The organism is Micromonospora sp. NPDC005299, assembly GCF_042872345.1.
In the GTDB taxonomy this organism is placed as follows: Bacteria; Actinomycetota; Actinomycetes; order Mycobacteriales; family Micromonosporaceae; genus Micromonospora.
In genome coordinates this window covers 12,635-36,025 of the sequence record NZ_JBIAKG010000019.1, presented here as the reverse complement: position 1 = coordinate 36,025, position 23,391 = coordinate 12,635, and the positions used below count along the sequence as shown (strand labels likewise).

Annotated in this window: 23 protein-coding genes; 8 read left to right on the top strand and 15 right to left on the bottom strand. The window is 72.4% G+C overall.

The window, feature by feature from the left end:
* Window positions 1-12: 12 nt before the first annotated feature.
* Window positions 13-240 carry a helix-turn-helix domain-containing protein gene (locus ACFYPD_RS32230; RefSeq protein WP_007462679.1) on the bottom strand — a complete coding sequence of 76 codons (228 nt, stop codon included), beginning with the start codon at window positions 238-240 and terminating at the stop codon, window positions 13-15.
* A gap of 212 nt (window positions 241-452) precedes the next feature.
* On the opposite strand from ACFYPD_RS32230, the gene ACFYPD_RS32225 reads away from it, so the two are divergent.
* Window positions 453-1,046 carry a cadmium resistance transporter gene (locus ACFYPD_RS32225; RefSeq protein ID WP_387121948.1) on the top strand — a complete coding sequence of 198 codons (594 nt, stop codon included), beginning with the start codon at window positions 453-455 and terminating at the stop codon, window positions 1,044-1,046.
* Between the two features lie 6 nt (window positions 1,047-1,052).
* Here ACFYPD_RS32225 and ACFYPD_RS32220 read toward each other — a convergent pair whose 3' ends face one another.
* A complete protein-coding gene (locus tag ACFYPD_RS32220) occupies window positions 1,053-2,660 on the bottom strand; it encodes an ABC-F family ATP-binding cassette domain-containing protein (RefSeq protein ID WP_387121946.1) in 1,608 nt (535 codons plus the stop codon).
* 250 nt (window positions 2,661-2,910) lie between these two features.
* Between ACFYPD_RS32220 and ACFYPD_RS32215 the strand changes: the two genes are divergently transcribed.
* Window positions 2,911-3,825 (top strand): neutral zinc metallopeptidase, encoded by a 915-nt coding sequence (locus tag ACFYPD_RS32215; protein ID WP_387122018.1) that lies wholly within the window; start codon window positions 2,911-2,913, stop codon window positions 3,823-3,825.
* A gap of 110 nt (window positions 3,826-3,935) precedes the next feature.
* Here ACFYPD_RS32215 and ACFYPD_RS32210 read toward each other — a convergent pair whose 3' ends face one another.
* Both ACFYPD_RS32210 and ACFYPD_RS32205 read right to left on the bottom strand, forming a co-directional pair.
* Window positions 3,936-4,598, bottom strand: coding sequence for an acVLRF1 family peptidyl-tRNA hydrolase (locus ACFYPD_RS32210; protein WP_387121944.1), 663 nt, complete (start codon window positions 4,596-4,598; stop codon window positions 3,936-3,938).
* A 33-nt stretch (window positions 4,599-4,631) separates the two neighbouring features.
* Window positions 4,632-5,264, bottom strand: coding sequence for a LysE family transporter (locus ACFYPD_RS32205; protein WP_387121941.1), 633 nt, complete (start codon window positions 5,262-5,264; stop codon window positions 4,632-4,634).
* Between the two features lie 278 nt (window positions 5,265-5,542).
* On the opposite strand from ACFYPD_RS32205, the gene ACFYPD_RS32200 reads away from it, so the two are divergent.
* On the top strand, window positions 5,543-5,872 hold the full coding sequence (locus tag ACFYPD_RS32200) for a nucleoside triphosphate pyrophosphohydrolase family protein (protein WP_387121938.1): 330 nt from the start codon (window positions 5,543-5,545) through the stop codon (window positions 5,870-5,872).
* Between the two features lie 87 nt (window positions 5,873-5,959).
* Here the strand turns inward: ACFYPD_RS32200 and ACFYPD_RS32195 are convergent, their stop codons facing one another.
* The 8 genes from ACFYPD_RS32195 to ACFYPD_RS32160 all read right to left on the bottom strand — a co-directional run bounded on the left by ACFYPD_RS32195 (window position 5,960) and on the right by ACFYPD_RS32160 (window position 12,717).
* The gene (locus ACFYPD_RS32195; protein ID WP_387121935.1) at window positions 5,960-6,421 is read right to left on the bottom strand and encodes a metal-sulfur cluster assembly factor; all 462 of its coding nucleotides are present in this window, start codon (window positions 6,419-6,421) and stop codon (window positions 5,960-5,962) included.
* Window positions 6,418-6,891 (bottom strand): Fe-S cluster assembly sulfur transfer protein SufU, encoded by a 474-nt coding sequence (gene sufU, locus ACFYPD_RS32190; protein ID WP_387121932.1) that lies wholly within the window; start codon window positions 6,889-6,891, stop codon window positions 6,418-6,420. The genes ACFYPD_RS32195 and sufU overlap by 4 nt, the downstream gene beginning before the upstream one ends.
* Window positions 6,891-8,195 (bottom strand): cysteine desulfurase, encoded by a 1,305-nt coding sequence (locus ACFYPD_RS32185; RefSeq protein WP_387121929.1) that lies wholly within the window; start codon window positions 8,193-8,195, stop codon window positions 6,891-6,893. Before ACFYPD_RS32185 ends, sufU begins: the two co-directional genes overlap by 1 nt.
* A 6-nt stretch (window positions 8,196-8,201) precedes the next feature.
* Complete coding sequence (gene sufC, locus ACFYPD_RS32180) at window positions 8,202-8,975, bottom strand: Fe-S cluster assembly ATPase SufC (RefSeq protein ID WP_387121926.1); 774 nt, start codon at window positions 8,973-8,975, stop codon at window positions 8,202-8,204.
* The gene (locus ACFYPD_RS32175; RefSeq protein ID WP_387121923.1) at window positions 8,975-9,301 is read right to left on the bottom strand and encodes a non-heme iron oxygenase ferredoxin subunit; all 327 of its coding nucleotides are present in this window, start codon (window positions 9,299-9,301) and stop codon (window positions 8,975-8,977) included. Before ACFYPD_RS32175 ends, sufC begins: the two co-directional genes overlap by 1 nt.
* Window positions 9,301-10,443: a Fe-S cluster assembly protein SufD gene (gene sufD / locus ACFYPD_RS32170; RefSeq protein ID WP_387121920.1), complete on the bottom strand. Its 1,143-nt coding sequence runs from the start codon at window positions 10,441-10,443 to the stop codon at window positions 9,301-9,303. Before sufD ends, ACFYPD_RS32175 begins: the two co-directional genes overlap by 1 nt.
* 94 nt (window positions 10,444-10,537) lie before the next feature.
* Window positions 10,538-11,968 carry a Fe-S cluster assembly protein SufB gene (gene sufB, locus ACFYPD_RS32165; RefSeq protein ID WP_043967531.1) on the bottom strand — a complete coding sequence of 477 codons (1,431 nt, stop codon included), beginning with the start codon at window positions 11,966-11,968 and terminating at the stop codon, window positions 10,538-10,540.
* Window positions 11,965-12,717 (bottom strand): helix-turn-helix transcriptional regulator, encoded by a 753-nt coding sequence (locus ACFYPD_RS32160; RefSeq protein ID WP_387121917.1) that lies wholly within the window; start codon window positions 12,715-12,717, stop codon window positions 11,965-11,967. The genes sufB and ACFYPD_RS32160 overlap by 4 nt, the downstream gene beginning before the upstream one ends.
* Window positions 12,718-12,815: 98 nt before the next feature.
* Here ACFYPD_RS32160 and ACFYPD_RS32155 point away from each other — a divergent pair, with 98 nt between their 5' ends.
* Together ACFYPD_RS32155 and ACFYPD_RS32150 are read left to right on the top strand one after the other, a co-directional pair.
* Complete coding sequence (locus ACFYPD_RS32155; protein ID WP_387121914.1) at window positions 12,816-13,784, top strand: heme A synthase; 969 nt, start codon at window positions 12,816-12,818, stop codon at window positions 13,782-13,784.
* A 102-nt stretch (window positions 13,785-13,886) separates the two neighbouring features.
* The gene (locus ACFYPD_RS32150; RefSeq protein ID WP_387121910.1) at window positions 13,887-15,554 is read left to right on the top strand and encodes a right-handed parallel beta-helix repeat-containing protein; all 1,668 of its coding nucleotides are present in this window, start codon (window positions 13,887-13,889) and stop codon (window positions 15,552-15,554) included.
* Between the two features lie 40 nt (window positions 15,555-15,594).
* On the opposite strand, the gene ACFYPD_RS32145 is transcribed toward ACFYPD_RS32150, so the two are convergent.
* The 3 genes from ACFYPD_RS32145 to ACFYPD_RS32135 form a co-directional block, all read right to left on the bottom strand.
* Window positions 15,595-16,515 carry a RimK family alpha-L-glutamate ligase gene (locus ACFYPD_RS32145; RefSeq protein WP_387121907.1) on the bottom strand — a complete coding sequence of 307 codons (921 nt, stop codon included), beginning with the start codon at window positions 16,513-16,515 and terminating at the stop codon, window positions 15,595-15,597.
* A gap of 6 nt (window positions 16,516-16,521) precedes the next feature.
* A complete protein-coding gene (locus ACFYPD_RS32140) occupies window positions 16,522-16,854 on the bottom strand; it encodes a hypothetical protein (protein WP_387121905.1) in 333 nt (110 codons plus the stop codon).
* 252 nt (window positions 16,855-17,106) lie between these two features.
* Window positions 17,107-18,066: a heme o synthase gene (locus tag ACFYPD_RS32135; protein WP_387121902.1), complete on the bottom strand. Its 960-nt coding sequence runs from the start codon at window positions 18,064-18,066 to the stop codon at window positions 17,107-17,109.
* A 265-nt stretch (window positions 18,067-18,331) separates the two neighbouring features.
* Here ACFYPD_RS32135 and tkt point away from each other — a divergent pair, with 265 nt between their 5' ends.
* From tkt to ACFYPD_RS32120, 3 genes are all read left to right on the top strand, one after another.
* Entirely contained in the window at window positions 18,332-20,470 is a 2,139-nt protein-coding gene (tkt, locus tag ACFYPD_RS32130) for a transketolase (RefSeq protein ID WP_387121900.1), read from the top strand.
* 16 nt (window positions 20,471-20,486) lie between these two features.
* Window positions 20,487-21,665 (top strand): transaldolase, encoded by a 1,179-nt coding sequence (tal, locus tag ACFYPD_RS32125; RefSeq protein ID WP_387121897.1) that lies wholly within the window; start codon window positions 20,487-20,489, stop codon window positions 21,663-21,665.
* A gap of 75 nt (window positions 21,666-21,740) precedes the next feature.
* Window positions 21,741-23,381: a glucose-6-phosphate isomerase gene (locus ACFYPD_RS32120; RefSeq protein ID WP_387121895.1), complete on the top strand. Its 1,641-nt coding sequence runs from the start codon at window positions 21,741-21,743 to the stop codon at window positions 23,379-23,381.
* The last annotated feature ends 10 nt before the right edge of the window (window positions 23,382-23,391 follow it).

Sequence of the window (23,391 nt, the reverse complement as noted above, 5' to 3'; positions counted from 1 at the left end):
CTGGGGGGCGGGTCACGCCTTCTTGCGGCGCCGGGCGCCGCCACGCTGCCGCAGCTGCACCCCGGACTCGGTGAGCACCCGGTGGATGAACCCGTAGGAACGGCCGGTCGAGGCCGCGAGCGCACGGATGCTCTCACCCGAGGTGTACCGCTTTACCAGGTCCTTGGCGAGCGTCTGCCGCTCGGCCCCGACGATCCGGCGACCCTTCTCAGTGCTGGTGGCTGTGCCGGTGGCTGCCATGCTGATTCCTCACGTCCCAGACTGTGCGGTTCGGATACGGTCCCACCTATTAGACCGCCTCGGACGATCATGCGCCAGATATCAACTATTCGCCAACCGACACGCTATGCAATGTCAGCTTCCCGATAGAGTGATCCTTCTGACCGGCCATCCGGCGACGGCCAGCCGGATCATGAGAGGCCGCCCGGCCGGCCGACCCGTACGCTCCACAGGTGATCGACCTGCTGGCCGCGGCGGCCGCCGCCGCGGGCGTGTTCGCCGCCACCAACATCGACGACATCGTCGTCCTCACCGTGTTCTTCGTGGCGGCCCGGGGCACCGGCCGGCCCCGCCCGTGGCAGATCGTCGCCGGCCAGTACGCGGGCATCGGCGCGCTGGTCGGGGTCGCGGTGGTGGTCGCCGCCGGGCTGCTGGTGGTGCCCGACCCGTGGACCGGCCTGCTCGGGTTGCTGCCGACCGCGCTGGGTCTGCGCGCCCTGCTGGCCCGCCGGGGCGACGACGAGCCGCCGGCCGTGGTCGGCAGCCTGCTCGGAGTGGCCGGGGTGACGGTGGCCAACGGCGCCGACAACATCGCCGTCTACGTGCCGGTGTTCCGCTCGCTCGACCCGGCCACCGGCCTGGTCTGGCTGCTGGTCTTCGCCGCCCTGGTGGCCGTCTGGTGCGCGGCCGCCGCCCTGCTCGGCAACCATCCCCGGGTGGTGTCCCTGGTCGGCCGCGCCGGCCACTGGCTGGTCCCGGCCGTCTTCATCGCCCTCGGCGTGGTCATCCTGACCACCTCCGGCGTCCTCCCCCGCCTGCTCGGCTGACGGGCGTCAGGCCAGTTCGACCAGTTCCAGAAGGTCGTCGGACCAGGCGTCCTCGTCGCCGTCGGGGAGGAGGATGGCGCGGTCGGGCTTGAGAGCCAGGACGGCGCCCGGGTCGTGGGTGACCAGCACGATGGCGCCCGGGTAGCGGGCGATCGCGTCGAGCACCTGCTCGCGGCTGACCGGGTCGAGGTTGTTCGTCGGCTCGTCCAGCAGCAGCACGTTGGCGCCGGAGCAGACCAGGGTGGCCAGCGCCAGCCGGGTCTTCTCGCCGCCGGAGAGCACCCCGGCCCGCTTGTCGACGTCCTCGCCGGAGAAGAGGAACGCGCCGAGGATCCGGCGCAGGTCTGTGTCGGTCTGCTCGGGCGCCGCGCTGCGCATGTGCTCCAGGATCGTCCGCTCGACGTCCAGCGTCTCGTGCTCCTGCGCGTAGTAGCCGAGCCGCAGGCCGTGCCCGGGGCGCACCTCGCCGGTGTCCGGTTCGAGCAGGCCACCGAGCATCCGCAGCAGGGTGGTCTTGCCGGCGCCGTTGAGGCCCAGGATCGCCACCCGGGAGCCCCGGTCCACCGCCACGTTCACGTCGGTGAAGATCTCCAGCGACCCGTACGACTTGGACAGGCCGGCGGCGGTGAGCGGCGTCTTGCCGCACGGCGCGGGAGTGGGGAAGCGCACCTTCGCCACCTTGTCGGCGACCCGGACGTCCTCCAGGCCGGACAGCAGCTTCTCGGCCCGGCGGGCCATGTTCTGCGCGGCGACGGTCTTGGTGGCCTTGGCCCGCATCTTGTCCGCCTGGGCCATCAGCGCGCCGGCCTTCTTCTCGGCGTTGGCGCGCTCCCGGCGGCGGCGCCGCTCGTCGGTCTCCCGCGCCTCCAGGTACGCCTTCCAGCCCAGGTTGTAGACGTCGACCACGGAGCGGGTGGCGTCCAGGAACCAGACCTTGTTGACCACCGCCTCCAGCAGGGACGCGTCGTGGGAGATCACGATGAGGCCGCCCTTGTGGTTGCCGAGGAAGCTGCGCAGCCAGGTGATCGAGTCGGCGTCGAGGTGGTTGGTCGGCTCGTCGAGCAGCAGGATGCCGCCGCCGTTCTCGCCGGCGTCGCGGAACAGGATCCGGGCCAGCTCGATGCGACGGCGCTGGCCGCCGGAGAGGGTGCCGATGGTCTGCACCAGGGCCCGGTCGGGCAGGCCGAGGTTGGCGCAGATCCGGGCCGCCTCGGCCTCGGCCGCGTAGCCGCCGAGGGAGGCGAACTGGTCCTCCAGCGCGCCGTAGCGGCGGACCAGCTTCTCGTCGTCGGCGCCCTCGGCGAGCTTCTCCTCCAGCTCCTTCATCTGCGCCATGAGCACGTCCAGCCCCCGGGCGGAGAGCACGCGGTCCCGCCCGGTGACCTCCAGGTCGCCGGTCCGCGGGTCCTGCGGCAGGTAGCCGATCGCGCTGCGCCGGTCGATCTGCCCGGCGTACGGCTGCCCCTCCCCCGCCAGCACCTTGAGGGTGGTGGTCTTGCCGGCGCCGTTGCGGCCGACCAGGCCGATCCGGTCACCCGGCTGCACCCGCAGCGTGGTGTCGGACAGCAGGATCCGGGAACCGGCGCGCAGTTCCAGGCCGGTGGCGTTGATCATGTCGGGGTACTCGCTCTCGGGGTTCGGCGAAGGGCTGACTCAGGGCACGCGAAAGCGCCGGCGGGTCATCAGTTTCCCGTCGGCGCGGGGCCGTTCAGCCTTCGCAGCGCAGCACGCGCCAATTGTACCGGGCGCTCCGCGGCCGGCCCGCCGGATTACCGCGCAAGATCATCGGGTACCGAAAACCTCGTCCGGACCCGGTCCGGTACCGCAACCACCACACACGGACTAATCGGTGATCGGGGTCAACATGGAGCTGAACGAGAACGCGCGGGTCGACACCAGCCAGGTGGAGGACCGGCGAGGGTCCGGCGGAGGCGGCGGGATGGGCATTCCGATCCCGATCGGCGGTGGCCGGGGCGGAATCGTGGGCATCATCATCGCCGTCCTGGTCGCCCTGGTGGGCGGCGGCTTCGGGCTGAACGCGGCCACCAACGGCGGCGGCTCCGAGCAGGGCGACAACACCTCGCTGGAGCAGAAGTGCTCGGCGCAGGACGCGCTGAAGCAGCTCGACTGCCGCAACACGCTCTACGTCAACTCGATCCAGGCGTACTGGCGGACCGCCATGCCGCAGGTCTTCGGCGACCAGTACCGGCCGTCGAAGACCGTGTTCTTCAGCCAGAACGTGAGCACCGGCTGCGGCGCGGCCGACGCCGGGGTCGGCCCGTTCTACTGCCCGGCCGACGACCTGGTCTACATCGACCTCACCTTCTACCGCCTGCTCGCCGACCAGCTCGGCGCGGAGGGCGAGTTCGCCCAGCCGTACGTGCTGGCCCACGAGTACGGGCACCACGTCCAGGACCTGCTCGGCACCGAGGCACAGATGCGCCGCCAGCAGCAGCGCGACCCGCAGAACGCCAACACGCTCTCGGTGAAGCTGGAGCTCCAGGCCGACTGCTACGCCGGCGCCTGGGCGAAGAACGCCACCGGCACCTCCGACGAGCAGGGCCAGAAGATCTTCAAGAGCATCACCGACCAGGACATCCAGCAGGCGATCGACACGGCCGAGAAGATCGGCGACGACGCCATCCAGCAGCGCTCCGGCCGGCCGGTGAACCCGGACGAGTTCACCCACGGCACCTCCGAGCAGCGCAAGCAGTGGTTCACCAAGGGCTTCTCCACCGGCGACCCGAAGGCCTGCGACACCTTCGGCGGCAGCCTGTAACGCCCGACCGACCGCACCGGACCCCGGCGACGCCCCCGGCGCCGGGGTCCGGTCGTGTCCGGGGGCACCGAGCCCACCCGGCCCGGCCCAGGATGTCGGGATGACCGAGGTCAGCCGGCCTTGTCGGGTGCCGGGTCGCGGACCAGGATCCGCACCGCGCGGGCGGCGGCCACCGCGCCGACCAGCACCGCGTGCCGGGGCTCGGGCACGTCGAGCAGCCGCTCCGCGCGCAGGGCGGCGAGCGGGGCCAGCCGCCGGTCGGCCAGCACCGTGTCCACGGCCCGCCGGTCCCCGCCACCGACCACGGCCGCGAGGCTCTCCGCCTCCGGCAACAGCAGGCGTACGGCCAGCTCGGCCGCGTCGCCCAGCGCCGCCTTCGCCTGGTTGTCGCGCCGCCGGGCGAACCGCTGCTGCGACCAGCCGCCGGCGGCGGTGCGCCCCTGCACGTACCGGGTGTCCACCTTGGAGACGACCAGGTCCGGGCCGTCGGCGACGCCGACCGCCACCGCGCCCTTGCGGGCCAGCAGCAGACCGAGCCGGCGGGGCGCGCCGGCCGCGGCCACGAACCCGGGCACGTCGGCGACGGCCGGGGCGCCGGGCGGGGTGTGCAGCTCGGCGGTGGCGCCGTCGGGGGCGGCGAGCAGCAGACCGTACCCCTCGACGGTCGTGGTGGGCGGGCCGTGCCGGTCGGCGAAGCCCTCGACCCAGCGGGCGACGCGGGCCGGGTCGACCTCGACCCACCGGCCGCCCCCGGCTGCGGGTCGGCTGGTCACCGCCCGACCGTACGACACCGTCCCCGGTGCGGCTCAGTCGGGCAGCAGGGTGGCGATCGCCAGGGCGGCGATCAGGGCGCTGGAGACCAGGCCGGTGACCAGGCGGCCGCGCGGCCCGGCCAGGGCCCGGCCGACCATGGTGCCGCCGCCGGCGACGACCAGTTGCCAGCTCGCCGAGGCCAGGAACGCGCCGGCCACGAAGAGCGCGGCGGTGGCCGCGTCCGGGTCGGCGGTGTCCTGGCGGCCGAGCACCAGCGCGGCGAAGTAGAGCACCGTGGCCGGGTTCAGCAGCGTCAGGCCGAGCAGCACGGCGTACGCCCGCCCGGGGCTGTTCAGCCCCCGCCCCACCGGCGCCTCCGCGACCTCCCGCGTGCGGCGGGCGGACCAGGTCCGCCACAGCCCGTGGCCGGCGAGGCCGAGCAGGACCAACGCGGCCACCACCCGCAGCGGCCCCGCGACCGGCGCGATGAGGCCGGCCAGACCGGCGCCGCCGAGCGCGGCAACCGCCGCGTAGAGCCCGTCGGCGGTGGCCACGGCGAGCGCCGCGGCCGCGCCGACCCGGAAGCCGGTACGGGCGCTCAGCCCGAGAATGAGGATCGCGATCGCGCCGACCGGGACGGCGACGCCGTAGCCGGCCACCAGACCGGCGAGGAACGCCCCGGTCACGACGGTGGGCGGCGGGTCGAGGCGGCCGGCGGCAGGGTGCGCTGTCGACGCGCGGCGGTGGCCGCACGGACAGGAACCTGCTTCGGGTACGCCTCGATCACGCGCCCATCCTGCACTCCCCTCCCCCGCCCCGCCACCCGATTTCCCCCGCCACCGCCCCACGCCACCGCCCTGTCGGCGACCTGAAGTCGATCAAGTTGTCACGGGGCGAGCCCGGTCGAGCTGTCGGCGAGAGCCGGCGGGTCGGGTGGGCGAGGGTCAGACCATACTGGTCCGCCATGGACCTGGACGACTATCAACGCGGCGCCCTCCGTACTGCCGCTCCACGTGACAAGAGGAACGAGCTGCTCCATCTGGTGCTCGGACTGGTCGGCGAATCGGGCGAGATCGCCGAGAAGTTCAAGAAGTGGGTCCGAGACCTCGACAGCGACGAGTCGCGGATCGACCGGGCCGACATCGCCAAGGAACTCGGTGACGTGCTCTGGTACGTGGCGGTGCTCGCCGACTACCTCGATCTGTCGCTGGACGACATCGCGGCGGCCAACCTGGCCAAGCTGGCCAGCCGTCAGGGCCGTGGCGTGCTGGGTGGCAGCGGCGACAACCGCTGAGCCGTTGTCACGCCCCGGTCGGGGGGTGAGACGGGTCGAGCGCGGCACCCGCAGGGGGTGTCGCGCTCGACGGGGACCGGGGAACGGTCAGACGTTGAAGCCGAGGGAGCGGAGCTGGTCGCGGCCCTCGTCGGTGATCTTGTCGGGGCCCCACGGCGGCAGCCAGACCCAGTTGATCCGGATGTCGTCGACCAGGCCGCCGCCCGGGCCGGTGGTCAGCGCCTGCCGGGCCTGGTCCTCGATCACGTCGGTGAGCGGGCACGCCGCCGAGGTCAGCGTCATGTCCAGGGTGGCGACGTTCTGGTCGTCGACGTGGATGCCGTACACCAGGCCGAGGTCGACCACGTTGATGCCCAGCTCGGGGTCGACGACGTCCTTCATGGCCTCTTCGATGTCGTCGAGCACGGCCTTGCCGCCGCCCGCCGCGCCGTTGGCCGTCGCACCGTTGGCCGGGGCCGTGCCGTTGGCCGTCGCGCCGTCGGCCGGGGCCGCGCCGTCGGTCGCCACCGCGCCGATCTCCGGCGTCTGGGCGGTCTCTTCGCTGCTCATGCCTTCACCTCCGGGCTCACGCCCACCCCGGCGCGTGCCGCGGCGTCCTTGAACGCCATCCACGACAGCAGCGCACACTTCACCCGGGCCGGGTAGCGCGCGACACCCGCGAACGCCACCCCGTCTCCGAGCACCTCTTCGTCCGGCGTGACCTGGCCACGCCCGGACATCAACTCCACGAACGCCTCGTGCACCGTGGCGGCGTCGTCGGCGGCCCGGCCGCGCAGCAGCTCGTGCAGCACGCTGGCCGACGCCTGGCTGATCGAGCAGCCCATCCCGTCGTACGAGATGTCGGTGAACACCTTGCCGTCGGTGGTCACCCGCAGGGTGATCTCGTCGCCGCAGGTCGGGTTGACGTGGTGCGCCTCGCCGACCCGGGCGGCCGGGTCCGTCGCGTCCCGCAGGCCGCGGCCGTGCGGGTGCTTGTAGTGGTCCAGGATGATCTCCTGGTAGAGCTGGTCGAGCTGCATCAGTCGAACACCTTCCGCACCTGCTCGAGACCGGCAACCAGCGCGTCGATCTCCTCGGTCGTGGTGTACAGGTAGAACGACGCCCGGGTCGTGGCCGGCACGCCGAACCGGGTGCACACCGGCTTGGCGCAGTGGTGGCCCACCCGGACCTGCACGCCGAGCGAGTCGAGCACCTGCCCGACGTCGTGCGGGTGCACGTCGCCGAGCGCGAAGGAGATCGTCCCGCCCCGGCCGACCGGCACGTTCGGGCCGAAGACGCGCAGCCCGGGCACGGTGGCGAGGGCGTCCAGCGCGTACGCCGTCAGCTCCTTCTCGTGCCACTGGATCGCCTGCATCCCGATCCCGGTGAGGTAGTCGACCGCCGCGCCGAGCGCGACCGCCTCGGCGATCGGCGGGGTGCCTGCCTCGAACCGGGCCGGCGGCGCGGCGAACGTCGAGCGCGCCATCGACACGGTCTCGATCATCGAGCCGCCGCCGAACACCGGGGGCATCGCGGCGAGCAGCTCGCCGCGGCCCCAGAGCACACCGATGCCGGTCGGGCCGCACATCTTGTGGCCGGTGAAGACGATGAAGTCCGCGTCGTAGTCGACGACGTCCATCGGCAGGTGCGGCACCGACTGCGAGCAGTCGAGCAGCAGCAGGGCGCCCACCTCACGGACCCGCTGGGTGATCCGCGAGGTGGCGTTGACCGTGCCGAGGATGTTGGACATGTGCACCAGCGAGACGATCTTCGTCCGCTCGGTGACCAGGTCGTCCAGCCCGGACTCGTCGAGCCGGCCGTGGTCGGTGACCGGGAACCAGCGCAGGGTCGCGCCGGTCCGCTCCGCGAGGAGCTGCCACGGGACGATGTTCGAGTGGTGCTCCATCTCGGAGATGACGATCTCGTCACCCGGCCCGATCCGGAACCGCGGGTCGGCGTCCGGGCGCAGCGAGGCGTTGGAGAACGCGTACGCCACCAGGTTGATCGCCTCGGTGGAGTTCTTGGTGAAGACCACCTCGTCCACGCTGGGCGCGTTGATGAACGCGGCGATCTTCGCCCGGGCCCCCTCGTACGCCTCGGTCGCCTCGGTGCCCAGCGTGTGCACCGAGCGCGACACGTTGGCGTTGTGCCGCGCGTAGTGCTCGGCGAGCACGTCGAGCACCTGCCGTGGCTTGTGCGAGGTGTTGGCGCTGTCGAGGTAGACCAGCGGGTGCCCGTTGACCTCCCGGTCGAGGATCGGGAAATCGGCCCGCACCCGCGCCACGTCGAAGCGGGGCACGTCGCCGTACTGCGGCATGCCCGACGGGATCGCGATGGAGGTCATCGGTGCTCAGGCCCGCGCCGAGCCGGCCCCGGCGACGTACCGCTCGTAGCCGGACTCCTCGAGCTTGTCGGCCAACTCCGGGCCGCCCTGCTCGACGATCCGGCCGGCCACGAAGACGTGCACGAAGTCGGGCTTGATGTAGCGCAGGATCCGCGTGTAGTGGGTGATCAGCAGCAGGCCGGTGTCGCCGGTGTCGCGCACCCGGTTGACGCCCTCGCTGACCACGCGCAGCGCGTCCACGTCGAGGCCGGAGTCGGTCTCGTCGAGGATGGCCATCTTCGGCTTGAGCAGCTCCAGCTGCACGATCTCGTGCCGCTTCTTCTCGCCGCCGGAGAAGCCCTCGTTGACGTTGCGCTGGGCGAACGCCGGGTCCATGTGGAGCTTCTCCATGGCGCCGCGCAGCTCGCCGGCCCAGGTGCGCAGCTTCGGCGCCTCGCCGTCGATGGCGGTCTTGGCGGTGCGCAGGAAGTTGGCCACCGAGACGCCGGGGACCTCGACCGGGTACTGCATGGCCAGGAAGAGGCCGGCGCGGGCCCGCTCGTCGACGGACATGGCCAGCACGTCCTCGCCGTCGAGGGTCACCGAACCGCCGGTGATCTCGTACTTGGGGTGGCCGGCGATCGAGTACGCCAGGGTCGACTTGCCGGAGCCGTTCGGGCCCATGATCGCGTGGGTCTCGCCCGACTTCACGGTCAGGTCGACGCCGGCCAGGATCGGCTTGAGCTCACCCTCGGGCAGCTTGACCGACACCTTCAGGTCGCGGATCTCCAGGGTGCTCATTAGCGGGTCACTCCATTGCTCGGCGTCAGGCTGACGTAGATGTCGCCGTCGCGGACTTCGACGGGGTAGACGGGAACGGGTTCGGTGGCGGGCAGCCCGGTGGGCTCGCCGGTCCGTAGGTCGAAACGGGATCCGTGCAGCCAGCATTCCAGCGTGCACCCGTCGACCTCGCCCTCGGAGAGGGCCACGGCGGCGTGCGAGCACTCGTCGTACACGGCGTAGAACGCGTCGTCCTCGCCGTGCACGATCGCGATCTGCGTGCCGTCCACGTCGGCGCTGATCGCGGTGCCCTTGGGCACGTCCTCGGCGGAGCAGATCTTGATCATCAGGCGCCGGCCTTGGTGAGGCGGGCCTCGATCGCGTCGCCGAGCCGCTCGCGCAGCTCCTCGACCGGGATCTTGTTGATCAGCTCGGCGAAGAAGCCGCGGACCACCAGCCGGCGGGCCTCGCCCTCCGGGATGCCCCGGGCCATCAGGTAGAAGAGCTGCTCGTCATCGAAGCGGCCGGTCGCGCTGGCGTGCCCGGCGCCGGCGATCTCGCCGGTCTCGATCTCCAGGTTGGGCACCGAGTCCGCCCGGGCGCCGTCGCTGAGCAGCAGGTTCCGGTTGATCTCGTACGTGTCGGTGCCGGTCGCCTCGGCCCGGATCAGCACGTCACCGACCCAGACGGTGTGCGCGCTGTCGCCCTGCAGGGCGCCCCGGTAGCCGACGTAGCTGCGGCAGTCCGGCACGGTGTGGTCGACCAGCTGCCGGTGCTCCAGGTGCTGGCCGGAATCGGCGAAGTAGACGCCGTACAGTTCCGCCTCGCCGCCACGCTGGGTGTACTCCACCGAGGTGTACTGGCGGACCAGGTCGCCGCCGAGGCTGACCTGCACGTGGATCACCTTGGCGTCGCGACCCAGCTTGATCTTGAGGTGCTGCGCCTGCACCGCGTCCTCGGCCCAGTCGGCGACGGTGACCAGCGTCAGCTTGGCGCCGTCGGCCACCGCGACCTCGACGTTGTCCGCCAGGGTGGCCGACCCGACGTGCTCCAGCACGAGGGTCACCTCGGCGAACCGGCCCACCTCGACGAAGGTGTGGCCGAGGGCGAGCGCGTCGGCGCCCCCGCCGACCACCCGCAGGCTCACCGGCGCCGCGACCACGGCGTCCCGGGCGACCTGCACCAGCAGCGCCTCGTCGGCCCCGCCGTACGCCAGCGCGCTGACCCGGTCGAACGGGGTCAGCACGCTGCCCACCCGCGGGTCGTCCTTGCCGATCCGGCCCACGGTGACGCCCTCGGGCAGGTCGCCGTGCTCGTGGCGGACCGTGCCGGTCGCGGCCTGCGCCCCGCCGGCCAGCCCGCGCAGGCGCTTGAGCGGGGTGAAGCGCCACTCCTCCTCCAGGCCGGTGAGGGCCGGGAAGTCGGCGACGTCGTACGAGCGGAGCGCCTGCGACTTGGTCGCGGGCGGCGCGGAAGCCTGGGTAGTCATCTCTTCCTTGGTCTGTTCAGCGATTGATCGGAGGGTCGGTCGGGCTGGTCGCGACGCGGCGCGACGGGTCCGGGCCGCGCGAGGGCGGGCCGGGTCAGCCGACCGCGCCCTCCATCTGGAGCTCGATCAGGCGGTTGAGCTCCAGGGCGTACTCCATCGGGAGCTCCTTGGCGATCGGCTCGATGAAGCCGCGCACGATCATGGCCATCGCCTCGTCCTCGCTCAGGCCCCGGCTCATCAGATAGAAGAGCTGGTCGTCGCTGATCTTGGAGACGGTCGCCTCGTGCCCCATCGACACGTCGTCCTCACGGATGTCGACGTAGGGGTAGGTGTCGGAGCGGGAGATGGTGTCCACCAGCAGCGCGTCGCACTTGACGGTGCTCCGGCTGCTGTGCGAGCCCTCCAGCACCTGCACCAGGCCCCGGTAGGAGGTGCGGCCGCCGCCCCGGGCGATCGACTTCGACACGATGGTCGAGGAGGTGTGCGGCGCGGCGTGCACCATCTTGGCGCCCGCGTCCTGGTGCTGGCCCTCGCCGGCCATGGCCACCGAGAGCACCTCGCCCTTGGCGTGCTCGCCGGTCATGTAGACCGCCGGGTACTTCATGGTGACCTTGGAGCCGATGTTGCCGTCGACCCACTCCATGGTCGCGCCCTCGTGGCAGACGGCGCGCTTGGTCACCAGGTTGTAGACGTTGTTCGACCAGTTCTGGATGGTCGTGTAGCGGCACCGGGCGTTCTTCTTGACGATGATCTCCACGACCGCGCTGTGCAGCGAGTCCGAGGAGTAGAGCGGCGCGGTGCAGCCCTCGACGTAGTGCACGTACGCGCCCTCGTCGACGATGATCAGCGTCCGCTCGAACTGGCCCATGTTCTCCGTGTTGATCCGGAAGTAGGCCTGCAGCGGGATCTCCACGTGCACGCCCTTCGGCACGTAGATGAACGAGCCACCGGACCACACGGAGGTGTTCAAGGCGGCGAACTTGTTGTCGCCGACCGGGATCACCGTGCCGAAGTACTCCTTGAAGACGTCCTCGTGCTCGCGCAGCGCGGTGTCGGTGTCCAGGAAGAGAACGCCCTGCTCCTCAAGGTCCTCGCGGATCTTGTGGTAGACGACCTCGGACTCGTACTGCGCCGCCACGCCGGCGACCAGCCGCTGCTTCTCCGCCTCCGGGATGCCCAGCCGGTCGTAGGTGTTCTTGATGTCCTCGGGCAGGTCCTCCCAGCTGGTGGCCTGCTTCTCGGTGGACCGCACGAAGTACTTGATGTTGTCGAAGTCGATCCCGGTGAGGTCCGCGCCCCACGCCGGCATCGGCTTGCGGCCGAACAGCCGCAGGCCCTTCAGGCGCAGGTCGAGCATCCAGGCCGGCTCGTTCTTCTTGGCCGAGATGTCCCGCACCACCGCCTCGTTGAGGCCGCGCTGGGCAGCCGCCCCCGCGACGTCGGGGTCGGCCCAGCCGTACTCGTAGCGACCGAGGGCGGCAAGCTGCTCCTCCTGGGTCAGGGGCTGGACGATCTGCTCGGTCATCTATCTGTCCTCACAGTGGTGACGGTGTTACCGGACTGGGCACGCGGCTGGGTGGGGATGTGCGTGGTGCACACCCCGTCGCCGTGCGCGATGGTGGCCAGGCGCTGCACGTGGGTGCCGACCAGACGGGAGATCACCGCGGTCTCGGCCTCGCACAGCTGGGGGAACTCGGCGGCCACGTGCGCCACCGGGCAGTGGTGCTGGCACAGCTGCCCGCCGGAGGCGATCGTGGACGCGTTGGCAGCGTAGCCCTCGGCGGTCAGCGCCCCGGCGAGTGCCTCCGCCCGGGCGAGCGGTTCGTCGCCGGCGTCCTCCATGGCGGCGCGGCAGCGCTCCTCCAGGGCGGTCACCTGCTCGGCGGCGAACGCCTCGACGGCCTGCGAGCCGCCGGTGCGGGCGATCCAGCGCAGCGCGGCGGTGGCGATGTTGTCGTAGTGGTGGGTGCCGCAGCGCACCCGGGCCGCCTCGGTCAGCACGAAGACCTTGGCCGGCCGGCCCCGGCCCCGGCTGCCCCGCACGACCTGCTCGCGGGCCTCCACGTCGCCGTCGGCGAGCATGGCGTCGAGGTGCCGGCGGATCGCGGCCGGGCTGAGCCCGAGCGCCGAGCCGAGCTGGCCGGCGGTCGTCGCGCCCTGCTCCAGCAGAAGCTGGGTGACCCGGTCACGGGTGGAAAGATCGGTGGACGCGGCAGTACCGGCGACCGGAGCGGTCGCCTGGTGGTCTCCGGAGAGCGCCGCCGCGTTTTTCACAACGCCAACGTTACGTAATTCGCCGAGGCCCCGCAAACCCGGGGTCCGGTGATCCCCACCACCGGTGCGGCGGAGTCACCCGAACGGGATCAACTACGGTGCGTAGGATTCGCTCCGTGAAGGCTTCCGTCCGGTTCCCGGTCTCCCCCACGCTGCTGCGCCGCCTCGCGTACACCTCGATCATCGCGAACGTGGCGATCGTGGTCACCGGCGGGGCCGTCCGGCTGACCGCGTCCGGTCTCGGCTGCCCCACCTGGCCCCGGTGCACCGACGGGTCGTACCACGCGACGGCCGAGATGGGCGTGCACGGGGTGATCGAGTTCGGCAACCGGCTGCTCACCTTCGCCGTGGGGGTCATCGCGCTGGCCGTGGTGCTCGCCGTGGTGGCCCAGCGGACCCGCCCGCGCGGGCTGCTGCCGCTGGCCATCGGGGTGCTGTTCGGCATCCCCGCCCAGGCCGTGATCGGCGGCATCACCGTGCTCACCAACCTCAACCCGTGGGTGGTCGGGCTGCACTTCCTCGCCTCGATGGTGGTGATCGCCGCCGCGTACGCGCTCTGGCGGCGCACGGTCGAGCCGGACGGGCCGGTCGGCCCCACCGTGCCGGCGCCGCTGCGTACCCTCGCCGGGCTCACCACCGTGGTCAGCGCGGCCGTGCTGGTGGTCGGCACCTGGGTGACCGGCAGCGGGCCGCACGCGGGCGACCAGGGCGCGGCCCGCAACGGCCTGGACCCGGAGGCGATCTCCCAGGTGCACGCCGACGGGGTGTTCCTGCTGATCGGCCTCTCGGTGGCGCTGCTCTTCGCGTTCCGCGCGGTGGGGGCCGCCCGGGCGGCCCGGGCCGCCGGGGTGCTGGTCGCGGTCGAGCTGGGCCAGGGCCTGATCGGCTTCGTGCAGTACTTCACCCACCTGCCCGCCGTGCTGGTCGCCGCACACATGCTCGGCTCCTGCCTGGTGCTGCTGGCCACCCTGGGCGTGCTCTGGGCCACCCGGGAGCGGCGTCCGGCCGCCCCGCCGGCCCCGGCCACCGCCGCGCCGGCCGGCCAGCCGCTCACCGCCGCCGCCTGAGGCGCCTGAGGGCGGCCTGAAGCGCTCTCCCCCGGCGTTACCCCCGTCCGACAGCGGGAATGCGGTCCGCGACACGGATCATCCGCTCGAGGGGAGCCGCCGGTGTCGCGCAAGGGCCTGTCCACGACCGTCCCGCAGCGGCTGACGCCGGTGGCCGGCGCGCCGCTGTGGTGCGACGCCCTCGACTTCGGGCTCACCGGCGACGGCGTGACCAACGACCAGCCGGCGCTGGCCGCCCTGGTGGACCGGCTGGGTGACGGGTACGCCGCCGACGGCCGGGCCCGGGTCATCCACTGCCCGCCGGGCATCTACTCGATCCGGGACGCCGGCACCGTCTGGCGCAGCGGAGTGTCGCTGATCGGCGCGGGGTCGGCCGCGACCCGGTTCTTGCTCAGCAACGAGGGCAACCGGAACGATCCCGTCCCGCTGGCGTTCTGGACCACGGTGCAGCACGGCGCGGACCGGGACCGGCACATCGCCGACTGCACCTTCGCCGACTTCGAGATCGACGGCTCCGGTGTCGGCATGGCCCAGTACAACTACCTGGCCAAGGGCCTCGGCCTCCAGTACGTGGTGCGCGGGGTCTTCCGGAACCTCTACATCCACCACACCGGGGCGACCGGGCTGGGCTGCGACTTCCTCCAGGACAGCCTGATCGACGGGGTGGTCGTGGTGGGCTGCGGCCGGCTGGACAACGGCGAGCAGATGGGCGGCGCGGGCATCGGCGTCGGCATCGGCGGCTGGGGCGACGTGGAGCGGCTCACCATCGCCAACTGCACCACCGTGGGCAACGGGACCAACGGGATCTTCCTGGAGCTGCAGAAGGACTACTGGCCGCCGCCGCGCGGCTTCCGCATCATCGGGTGCCACAGCCAGGCGAACCGGTTCGGCATCTCCGACTGGGGTGCCGACGGGCTGATCGTCTCGGCCTGCACGCTGACGAACAACCTGGAGGCGGGCTTCGACGTCTCGGCCAACGGCACGGCCGGGATCGCCGGCCGCGGCGGCCTGCTGACCGACTGCGTGATCGACCGCAACGTCGGCGACGGGACCAGCATGGGCAACACCCCCGGTCCGTACGCGATCCGGGGCAACCGGATCAGCCGCAACGGTGGCTACGGCTACCACGAGCACGACCTGGGCCACGGGTACCGGGGCGCCGCGGAGGACGTGGTGATCCAGGGGAACCACATCTGGGACAACGCGCTGGACGGGATCCGGATCGACCGGCCGATGATCGACGCCGCGGTGGTGGACAACCGGATCCGGGACAACGGGCGCCGGTCCGCACCCGCGTGCCACGGCTCCGGCGCAACCGTGCGGTACGCCCGGCGCCGGGTCACCGACGGGACGGCGGACTGGCCGCCCGGCGGGCACCGGGGCAAAATCCTGCGGGTCGACTCGCGGACCGCGGTGGTCGCCGACAACACCGGCACGGAGCTGTCCCTGGCCGAGGTGCGCCCGGACGGGGCCACCGGCTGGAACGAGGCCATCCCGGCGCCGGGCACCCCGTACGAGCTGCCCGCCGGCCCGCCGGAGCGCGCCGGGATCGCGGTCAACGCGCCGTTCGACTCGGCCACCGTGCGGGGCAATCGGATCTGGCACCGGGACGAGCACACCCAGACCTACGGACTGTGGATCACCGAGGCGGGCAGTTGCGTGTCCTGCCGGGTGGAGGACAACGACTTCGCCGGTAACGAGGCGGCGGTCCGGCTGGACACCCCGCCGATCGGCGGCCGGTGGGACCGCAACCATTGCGACGAGGAGTGACGCCGGCTCCGGCCCGCTCGGCGCGGGCCGGAGCGCGGGGTCAGGACCGCCGGGCCAGGTGGGTGTCGATCGCCGCGGCGAGCCGGTCCGGAGCGCCGTCGGCGTAGCCGACGAACAGGCTCGGCTCGGTCAGCTCCAGCTCGACCAGGACGGGTGACCCGTCCGGGCCGGGGATCAGGTCCACCCGGGCGTAGAGCAGCCGCTCGGTGCCGCGGGGCACGACGGCCAGGGTCTTCTCCGCCGTGTCGAGCTGCTCCGGGGTGGCCGTCCGGGCCTCGATCCGCTCCTCCTTGTACAGCGCGGCCACGCCGCGGTCGGGGCCGGTCAGCATCGGCCCCTTGCGGATCGCGTGGCTGAACGGCAGGCCGTCCGGCCCGGCCAGGAAGAGCAGCGCGGTTTCCCCGGCGGTGTCCACCGCTCCCAGGTACGGCTGGACCATGGTGACCCGGCCGGCGGCGGAGAGCCGCCGCACGTGGGCCACGGCCAGCTCCCGGTGCTCCGGGTCGGCCAGGTCGTACCGGCCGGTGTCCTGGCTGCCGGCGCTGACCGCCGGCTTGATCACGTACTCGCCGGTGTCGGCGGGCGGGGTCCAGTCCGCGCCCGCCTCGACCCAGGCGGTCGGGACGGTGGGCACGCCGGCCGCGGACAGCTCGGCCAGGTAGCGCTTGTCGGTGTTCCAGGCGACCACGTCGGCCGGGTTGACCAGAGCGGGCACCGTGCGCGCCCAGGCGACGAACTCGTCGCGGCGCAGCGCGTAGTCCCAGGGCGAGCGGAGCACGGCCAGGTCGTAGCGGGACCAGTCGACGGCCGGGTCGTCCCAGACGACCGCCTCGGCGGCGACGCCGCGGGCGGCGAGCGGGTCGAGCACGAGCCGGTCGTCCGGGTCGAGGTCGGGAAGGGCTGTGCAGGTGACGAGAGCGACCCGGGGTTTCCCCCGGGTCGACTGGTGGTGGTCGGTCAATTTATGTCAACGGGCCATCGTGCGCCGGGCCATCGACCGCCAGAGGTCGTTGCTCGGACGCATCTGGTCCATCAGCTCACGCTCCCAGGCGTTCTCGACGGTGACTCCTGCCTTGGCGCAGGCCTGCCGCGCGATGTCGGTGCCATCGGCGAACTGGTCGGCCCATGCGCCGTCGGAACCCACGAGGACGATCCGTGCGCCGCGCTTGCCGACGTACTCGATGACCGCCTTCGCCCCACCGTGTCCGGCGGCGAACGACTTGATGCCCGCGACCAGGCCGTTGGGGGCCTGCTCCGCGATCTTGTCAGCCGTCAGCGTCGTATCGGAACCATCTGCCATGACGCGAAGCCTAAGCAGACATCCACTCGGATGTGCGAGAACGATGAACTGAATGTGATGCCAATTACCTACTGGTTTAAGGAAGACCACAGGTAATTTGCCCGCGCATGTCGCCTATGCCCGTCCAAAACGGGCGGCGAAGATCGTCACAGTCTGTCCGGGTTGAGCCCGTCCGACTCAGGCCGAAAAAAATTCTGATGAAATCCGCGACACGGGGAAACTCATCCACTGCGGTGAGCGCCGGAAACGGGACTAGAGCAGGGCGTCGAGGGCGACGGCCGCGAACAGGATGGTGAGGTAGGTGGTGGACCAGTGGAAGAGCCGCATCGGCTTGACCGCCTCGCCGCGCGCCGCGCGCCGGCAGAGCTTGTGTGCCTCGACGACGAAGATCCCGCCGACCACCAGCGCGGTGACGCCGTAGATCGGGCTCATCCCGAGCGGCCAGACCGCCAGCGAGGAGAGCAGGGTCAGCCAGGAGAACAGGATGATCTCCGTGTTGACCCGGCGGACCGAGGCCACCACCGGCAGCATCGGGATGCCGGCCCGCGCGTAGTCCGCCTTGTACTTGATCGCCAGAGCGTAGAAGTGCGGCATCTGCCAGAAGAAGACCACCGCGAACAGGCCCCACGCGGCCGGGGCCAGCGAGCCGGTGACCGCGGCCCAGCCGATCAGCACCGGGGCAGCCCCGCAGGCGCCGCCCCAGAAGGTGTTGGCAGCCGTGGTCCGCTTCAGCCAGAGCGTGTAGACCAGGTCGTAGTAGGCGATCGCGGCCAGCGTCAGCCCGGCGGCCAGCCAGTTGGTGGCGGCGGCCATCAGCGCGACCGAGATCACCGCGAGCACCAGGCCGAAGACCAGCGCGTTGCGCGGCGACACGGTGTGCGCGGGCAGCGGCCGGCGCTTGGTGCGCCGCATCAACTGGTCGATGTCGCGGTCGATGTAGCAGTTGAGCACGCTGGCCGCACCGGCGGCGAGCGAGCCGCCGACCAGCACCACGGCCACCAGCCAGAGCGCCGGCATGCCGCCGTCGGCCAGCATCATCGCCGGCACGGTGGTGACCAGCAGCAGCTCGACGATCCGCGGCTTGGTGAGCGCCACGTACGCGGCCACCACGGCCCGCACGTCCCGCCGGCCGGTCGCCGGCGCCTCCGCCACCGTGCTCACCGGCGGGGGCCCGGCAGAGTCGCTGACGGGGCGCTCGGTGATCATGCTCACGGATTGCCACCTTCCGGCTTCGGCGGGGGAGGTCGGTGTCGGCTCGGACCCCACGGGGTCCACACACCGCCCCACACACTACGCGGCGTCGTTTTGGCTGCCCCGGAGACCCGGCAACGGTGCGGGCCGTCACATCCCGGCTTGAACGGCTGATCCGGTCGGAGACGTACAGACCAGCATGCAGAGATCCCCGGGCGGACGTTTAGGGCTGCTCGATAGGGTCATCAGTGAGGGTTCCGCCCATCTGCCGAGGAGCACAACCATCGTGGCTGCCAACCGACCCGAGCTTCCCGCTCTCAACTGGTCCGACCTCGACCGCAGGGCCGTCGACACGGTCCGCGTGCTGGCCATGGACGCCGTGGAGAAATCCGGCAACGGCCACCCGGGCACGGCCATGAGCCTCGCCCCGGCGGCGTACCTGCTCTTCAACCGGGTCATGCGGCACAACCCGGCCGACCCGAACTGGCCGGGCCGGGACCGGTTCGTGCTGTCCGCCGGGCACTCCAGCCTGACCCTCTACATCCAGCTCTTCCTCTCCGGCTACCCGCTGGCCCTGGACGACCTCAAGGCGCTGCGGCAGTGGGGTTCGCTCACCCCGGGCCACCCGGAGCACGGCCACACCCCGGGCGTGGAAACCACCACCGGCCCGCTCGGCCAGGGCCTCGGCAACGCGGTCGGGATGGCCATGGCGGCCCGCCGCGAGCGCGGCCTGTTCGACCCCGACCCGGATCGGGCCGACTCCCCGTTCCGCCACGACATCTGGTGCATCGCCTCGGACGGCGACATCGAAGAGGGCATCAGCCACGAGGTGAGCGCCCTCGCCGGCCACCAGCAGCTCGGCAACCTCTGCGTGATCTACGACGACAACGAGATCTCGATCGAGGACGACACCCGGATCGCCAAGAGCGAGGACGTGGCCGCCCGCTACGAGGCGTACGGCTGGCACGTCCAGACGGTCGACTGGCGCCGCGGCGACGCCGACCAGGGCGACTACCACGAGGACGTCGAGGCGCTCCACGAGGCGCTGCTGGCCGCGAAGGCGGAGACCGGCCGGCCGTCCTTCATCGCGCTGCGCACCATCATCGGCTGGCCCGCGCCCAACAAGCAGAACACCGGCAAGATCCACGGCTCGGCGCTGGGCGCCGACGAGGTGAAGGCCACCAAGCGAATCCTCGGCTTCGACCCGGAGCGCACCTTCGAGATCGACGAGGAGGTGCTCAAGCACGCCCGCCAGGTGCTGGAGCGGGGCGCCGAGGCGCAGGCGGCGTGGACCACCGCGTTCGACGCCTGGTCGCAGGCCAACCCGGAGCGCAAGGCGCTCTGGGAGCGGATGTCCACCCGTACGCTCCCGCAGGGCTGGGCCGATGCGCTGCCGACCTTCCCGGCCGACGCCAAGGGCGTGGCCACCCGGGCCGCCTCCGGCAAGGTCCTGGAGGCCCTCGCCCCGGTGCTGCCCGAGCTGTGGGGCGGCTCCGCCGACCTGGCGGAAAGCAACAACACCACCATGAAGGGCGAGCCGTCCTTCATCCCGGCCGAGCACGCCACCAAGGACTTCCCGGGCGACGAGTACGGCCGCACCCTGCACTTCGGCATCCGCGAGCACGCCATGGGCGCGATCCTCAACGGCATCGCCCTGCACGGCGGCACTCGCCCGTACGGCGGCACGTTCCTGGTGTTCAGCGACTACATGCGCCCCTCGGTGCGGCTCGCCGCGCTGATGAAGCTGCCGGTGACCTACGTCTGGACGCACGACTCGATCGGCCTCGGCGAGGACGGCCCGACCCACCAGCCGGTGGAGCACCTGACCGCGCTGCGGGCCATCCCGGGCCTCGACGTGGTCCGCCCGGCCGACGCCAACGAGACCGCCTGGGCGTGGCGGCAGGCCCTGGAGCACACCGACCGGCCCACCGCGCTGGCGCTCAGCCGGCAGGCGCTGCCGACGGTCGACCGCACCGAGCTGGCCGGCGCCGAGGGTGTCGCGAAGGGCGGCTACGTGCTGGCCGAGGCGTCCAACGGGCAGCCGCAGGTGATCATCGTGGGCACCGGCTCCGAGGTACAGCTCTGCCTCACCGCCCGGGAGCGGCTGGAGGCCGACGGCACCCCCACCCGGGTCGTCTCGATGCCCTGCCAGGAATGGTTCTTCGCGCAGGACGAGGCCTACCGGGAGTCGGTGCTCCCGCGCGGGGTAAAGGCACGGGTGAGCGTGGAGGCGGGCATCGCCATGTCCTGGCGGGCGATCGTCGGGGACAGCGGCGAGTGCGTGAGCCTGGAGCACTACGGGGCGAGCGCGCCGCACACCGTGCTCTTCGAGCAGTTCGGGTTCACCCCCGACCGGATCGTGGCCGCCGCGCACGCGGCGCTGACCCGGGTGGGCGACATCACCGGTTTCACGACCGGCAACTGAGGGGAGCGTGGGCAGCATGACGGACAGGCTGAGCGAGCTCCAGGCCGCCGGTGTGGCGATCTGGCTCGACGATCTTTCCCGGGTACGACTGAGCTCCGGTGGGCTGGACAAGCTCCGCCGGGAGCAGCACGTGGCCGGGGTGACCACCAACCCGACGATCTTCGCGAAGGCACTCAGCGACGCCGACGAGTACAACTGGCAGCTGCGCGACCTCGCCATCCGCGGCATCGAGGTCGAGGAGGCGGTCCGCATGCTCACCACGTACGACGTGCGGTGGGCCTGCGACGTGATGCGCCCCTCCTACGACAAGAGCGCCGGGGTGGACGGCCGGGTGTCGATCGAGGTCGACCCGCGGCTGGCCCACGAGTCCGACCGGACCGTCGCCGAGGCCAAGGCGCTCTGGTGGCTGGTCGACCGGCCGAACCTGTTCATCAAGATCCCGGCCACCGAGGCGGGCCTGCCGGCGATCACCGCGACCCTGGCCGAGGGGATCAGCGTGAACGTCACGCTGATCTTCGGCCTGGACCGGTACTCGGAGGTCATGGAGGCGTTCCTGGCCGGTCTGGAGCAGGCGAAGGCGAACGGTCACGACCTGTCGAAGATCGGGTCGGTCGCCTCGTTCTTCGTCTCCCGGGTCGACACCGAGGTGGACAAGCGGCTGGAGAAGATCGGGTCCGACGAGGCCAAGGCGCTGCGCGGCAAGGCCGCCATCGCCAACGCCCAACTGGCGTACGAGCGCTACGGCAAGGTCTTCTCCTCCGACCGCTGGCAGAAGCTGGCCGACGCGGGCGCCCACCCGCAGCGCCCGCTGTGGGCCTCCACCTCGACCAAGAACCCCGACTACCGGGACGTCATCTACGTCGAGGAGCTGATCGCCCCCGGCACGGTCAACACCATGCCGGAAGCGGTCATCCACGCCTACGCCGACCACGGCGAGACCCGCGCCGACACCATCACCGGCTCGTACGACGCGGCCCGCAAGGTCTTCACCGACCTCGAGGCGGTCGGCGTGGACATGGCCGACGTGATCGCCACCCTGGAGCGGGAGGGCGTGGAGAAGTTCGCGACGAGCTGGATGGAACTGCTCGACGGGGTCAAGAAGTCCCTCGCCGAGGCGGCCAAGGGCATCGGCCAGCCGAACCAGGCCGCCAAGGGCAACGCGCGGGCCGCCGAAAAGGCCGGAGGCAACGCGTGACGGACGGCGCCGGACGCGTCCCGGGACCCACCACGTGCCCCGGGACGCGCCACGCCACGAGGACGGGGTGGTGAGGTGAGCGACCTGCTGGCCGGCCGGGCGGACATCGCCGCCGGGCTGGCCGTGCACGGCGCGGACGCGGTCGACGGGTCCGCGCCCGCGTCCGTGCGGGCCGCGCTGGTCGCGGCGGACCTCCCCGCCCGGCTCGCCGCCAAGGACCCGACCCTCTGGGGGCCGGCCGCCGAGGCGACGGCCCGGACGGCCCTGGGCTGGCTGGACACCCACGCGCGCGCCCGGGAGCTGCTCCCCCAGCTCGCCGAGCTGACCGAGGAGCTGGCCGACCTGGACCACGTGGTGCTGGCCGGGTCGGGCGGATCCTCGCTCGCCCCGGAGGTGGTCGCCCGGACCCTCGGGCGGCCGCTGACCGTGCTGGACGGCACCGATCCCGGCGAGGTCCGCGCGGCCCTGGCCGACCGGCTGGACCGCACCGTCGTGGTGGTCACCGGCAGGTCCGGGGCCACGGTGGAGACCGACAGCATCCGGCGGGCGTACTGGCAGGCGTTCCTGGACGCCGGGCTGACCGACGCGGAGGCCGCCCGGCACTTCGTGGTGGTCACCGACCCCGGCTCCCCGCTGGAGGCGGTCGCCGACGAGCTGGGCGTGGTGGTCATCCAGTCCGACCCGGAGGTGGGCGCCCGGTACTCGGCGCTCACCGCGTTCGGGCTGGTCCCCGCGGCGCTGGCCGGAGCGCCGGTCGCCGACCTGCTGGACGACGCCGACGCCCTCGCCGGCGCGCTCGACCGGGACCGGGACAACCCGGGCCTGGCCCTCGGGGCGGCGCTCGCCGCGGCGGCCACCACCGGCCGGGACACCGTCGCGCTGGTGTCCGACGGCACCGGGCTCGACGGGCTGGGCGACTGGGCCGAGCAACTGCTCGCCGAGTCCACCGGCAAGGCCGGCCAGGGCATCCTCCCGGTCGTGGTGGAGTCCCCGGACGCCCCCGGCGCCACCGGCCCGGGCGTGCTGACCGTGGGCTACGGCGGCGCCCTCGGCCCGGGCGTCGCGCCCGGCCCCGCCGACCTGGCGGTCAACGGTCCGCTCGGCGCCCAGTTCCTCACCTGGGAGTACGCCACCGCGCTCGCCGCCGCCGTGCTCGACGTCGACCCGTTCGGCCAGCCGGACGTCGCCGAGAGCACGGAGCACGCCGCGCGGCAGCTCGCCGCCGGCCCGCCGGCGGAGTCGCCCTCGGCCACCGAGGGCGCCATCCAGGTGTACGCCCCGGCCGGCGCCCCCGCCGACCTGGCCAGCGCGCTGACCTGGCTGCTCGCCGGGCTGGGCGACGGCGGCTACCTGGCGGTGACCGCCTACCTCGACCGGTGGGGCGACGCGGCGGTGGCCGGGCTGCGCCCGCTGCTGGCGCGGGCGACCGCGCGCCCGGTCACCTTCGGGTGGGGGCCGCGTTGCCTGCACTCCACCGGGCAGTACCACAGGGGCGGCCCGCGGGCCGGTAGCCACCTCCAGGTGACCGGCGCGGTCACCGACGACCTGCCGGTGCCCGGCCGCCCGTACACCTTCGGAGACCTTCAGGCGGCCCAGGCCGCCGGCGACCGGCGGGCCCTCGCCGGTCGCGGGCGACCGGTGCTGCGCCTGCACCTGACCGAGCGGGCGGCGGGCGCCGCCCAGCTACTGGATGCGGCCGGACGGACACTGACGTGACGATGAACGA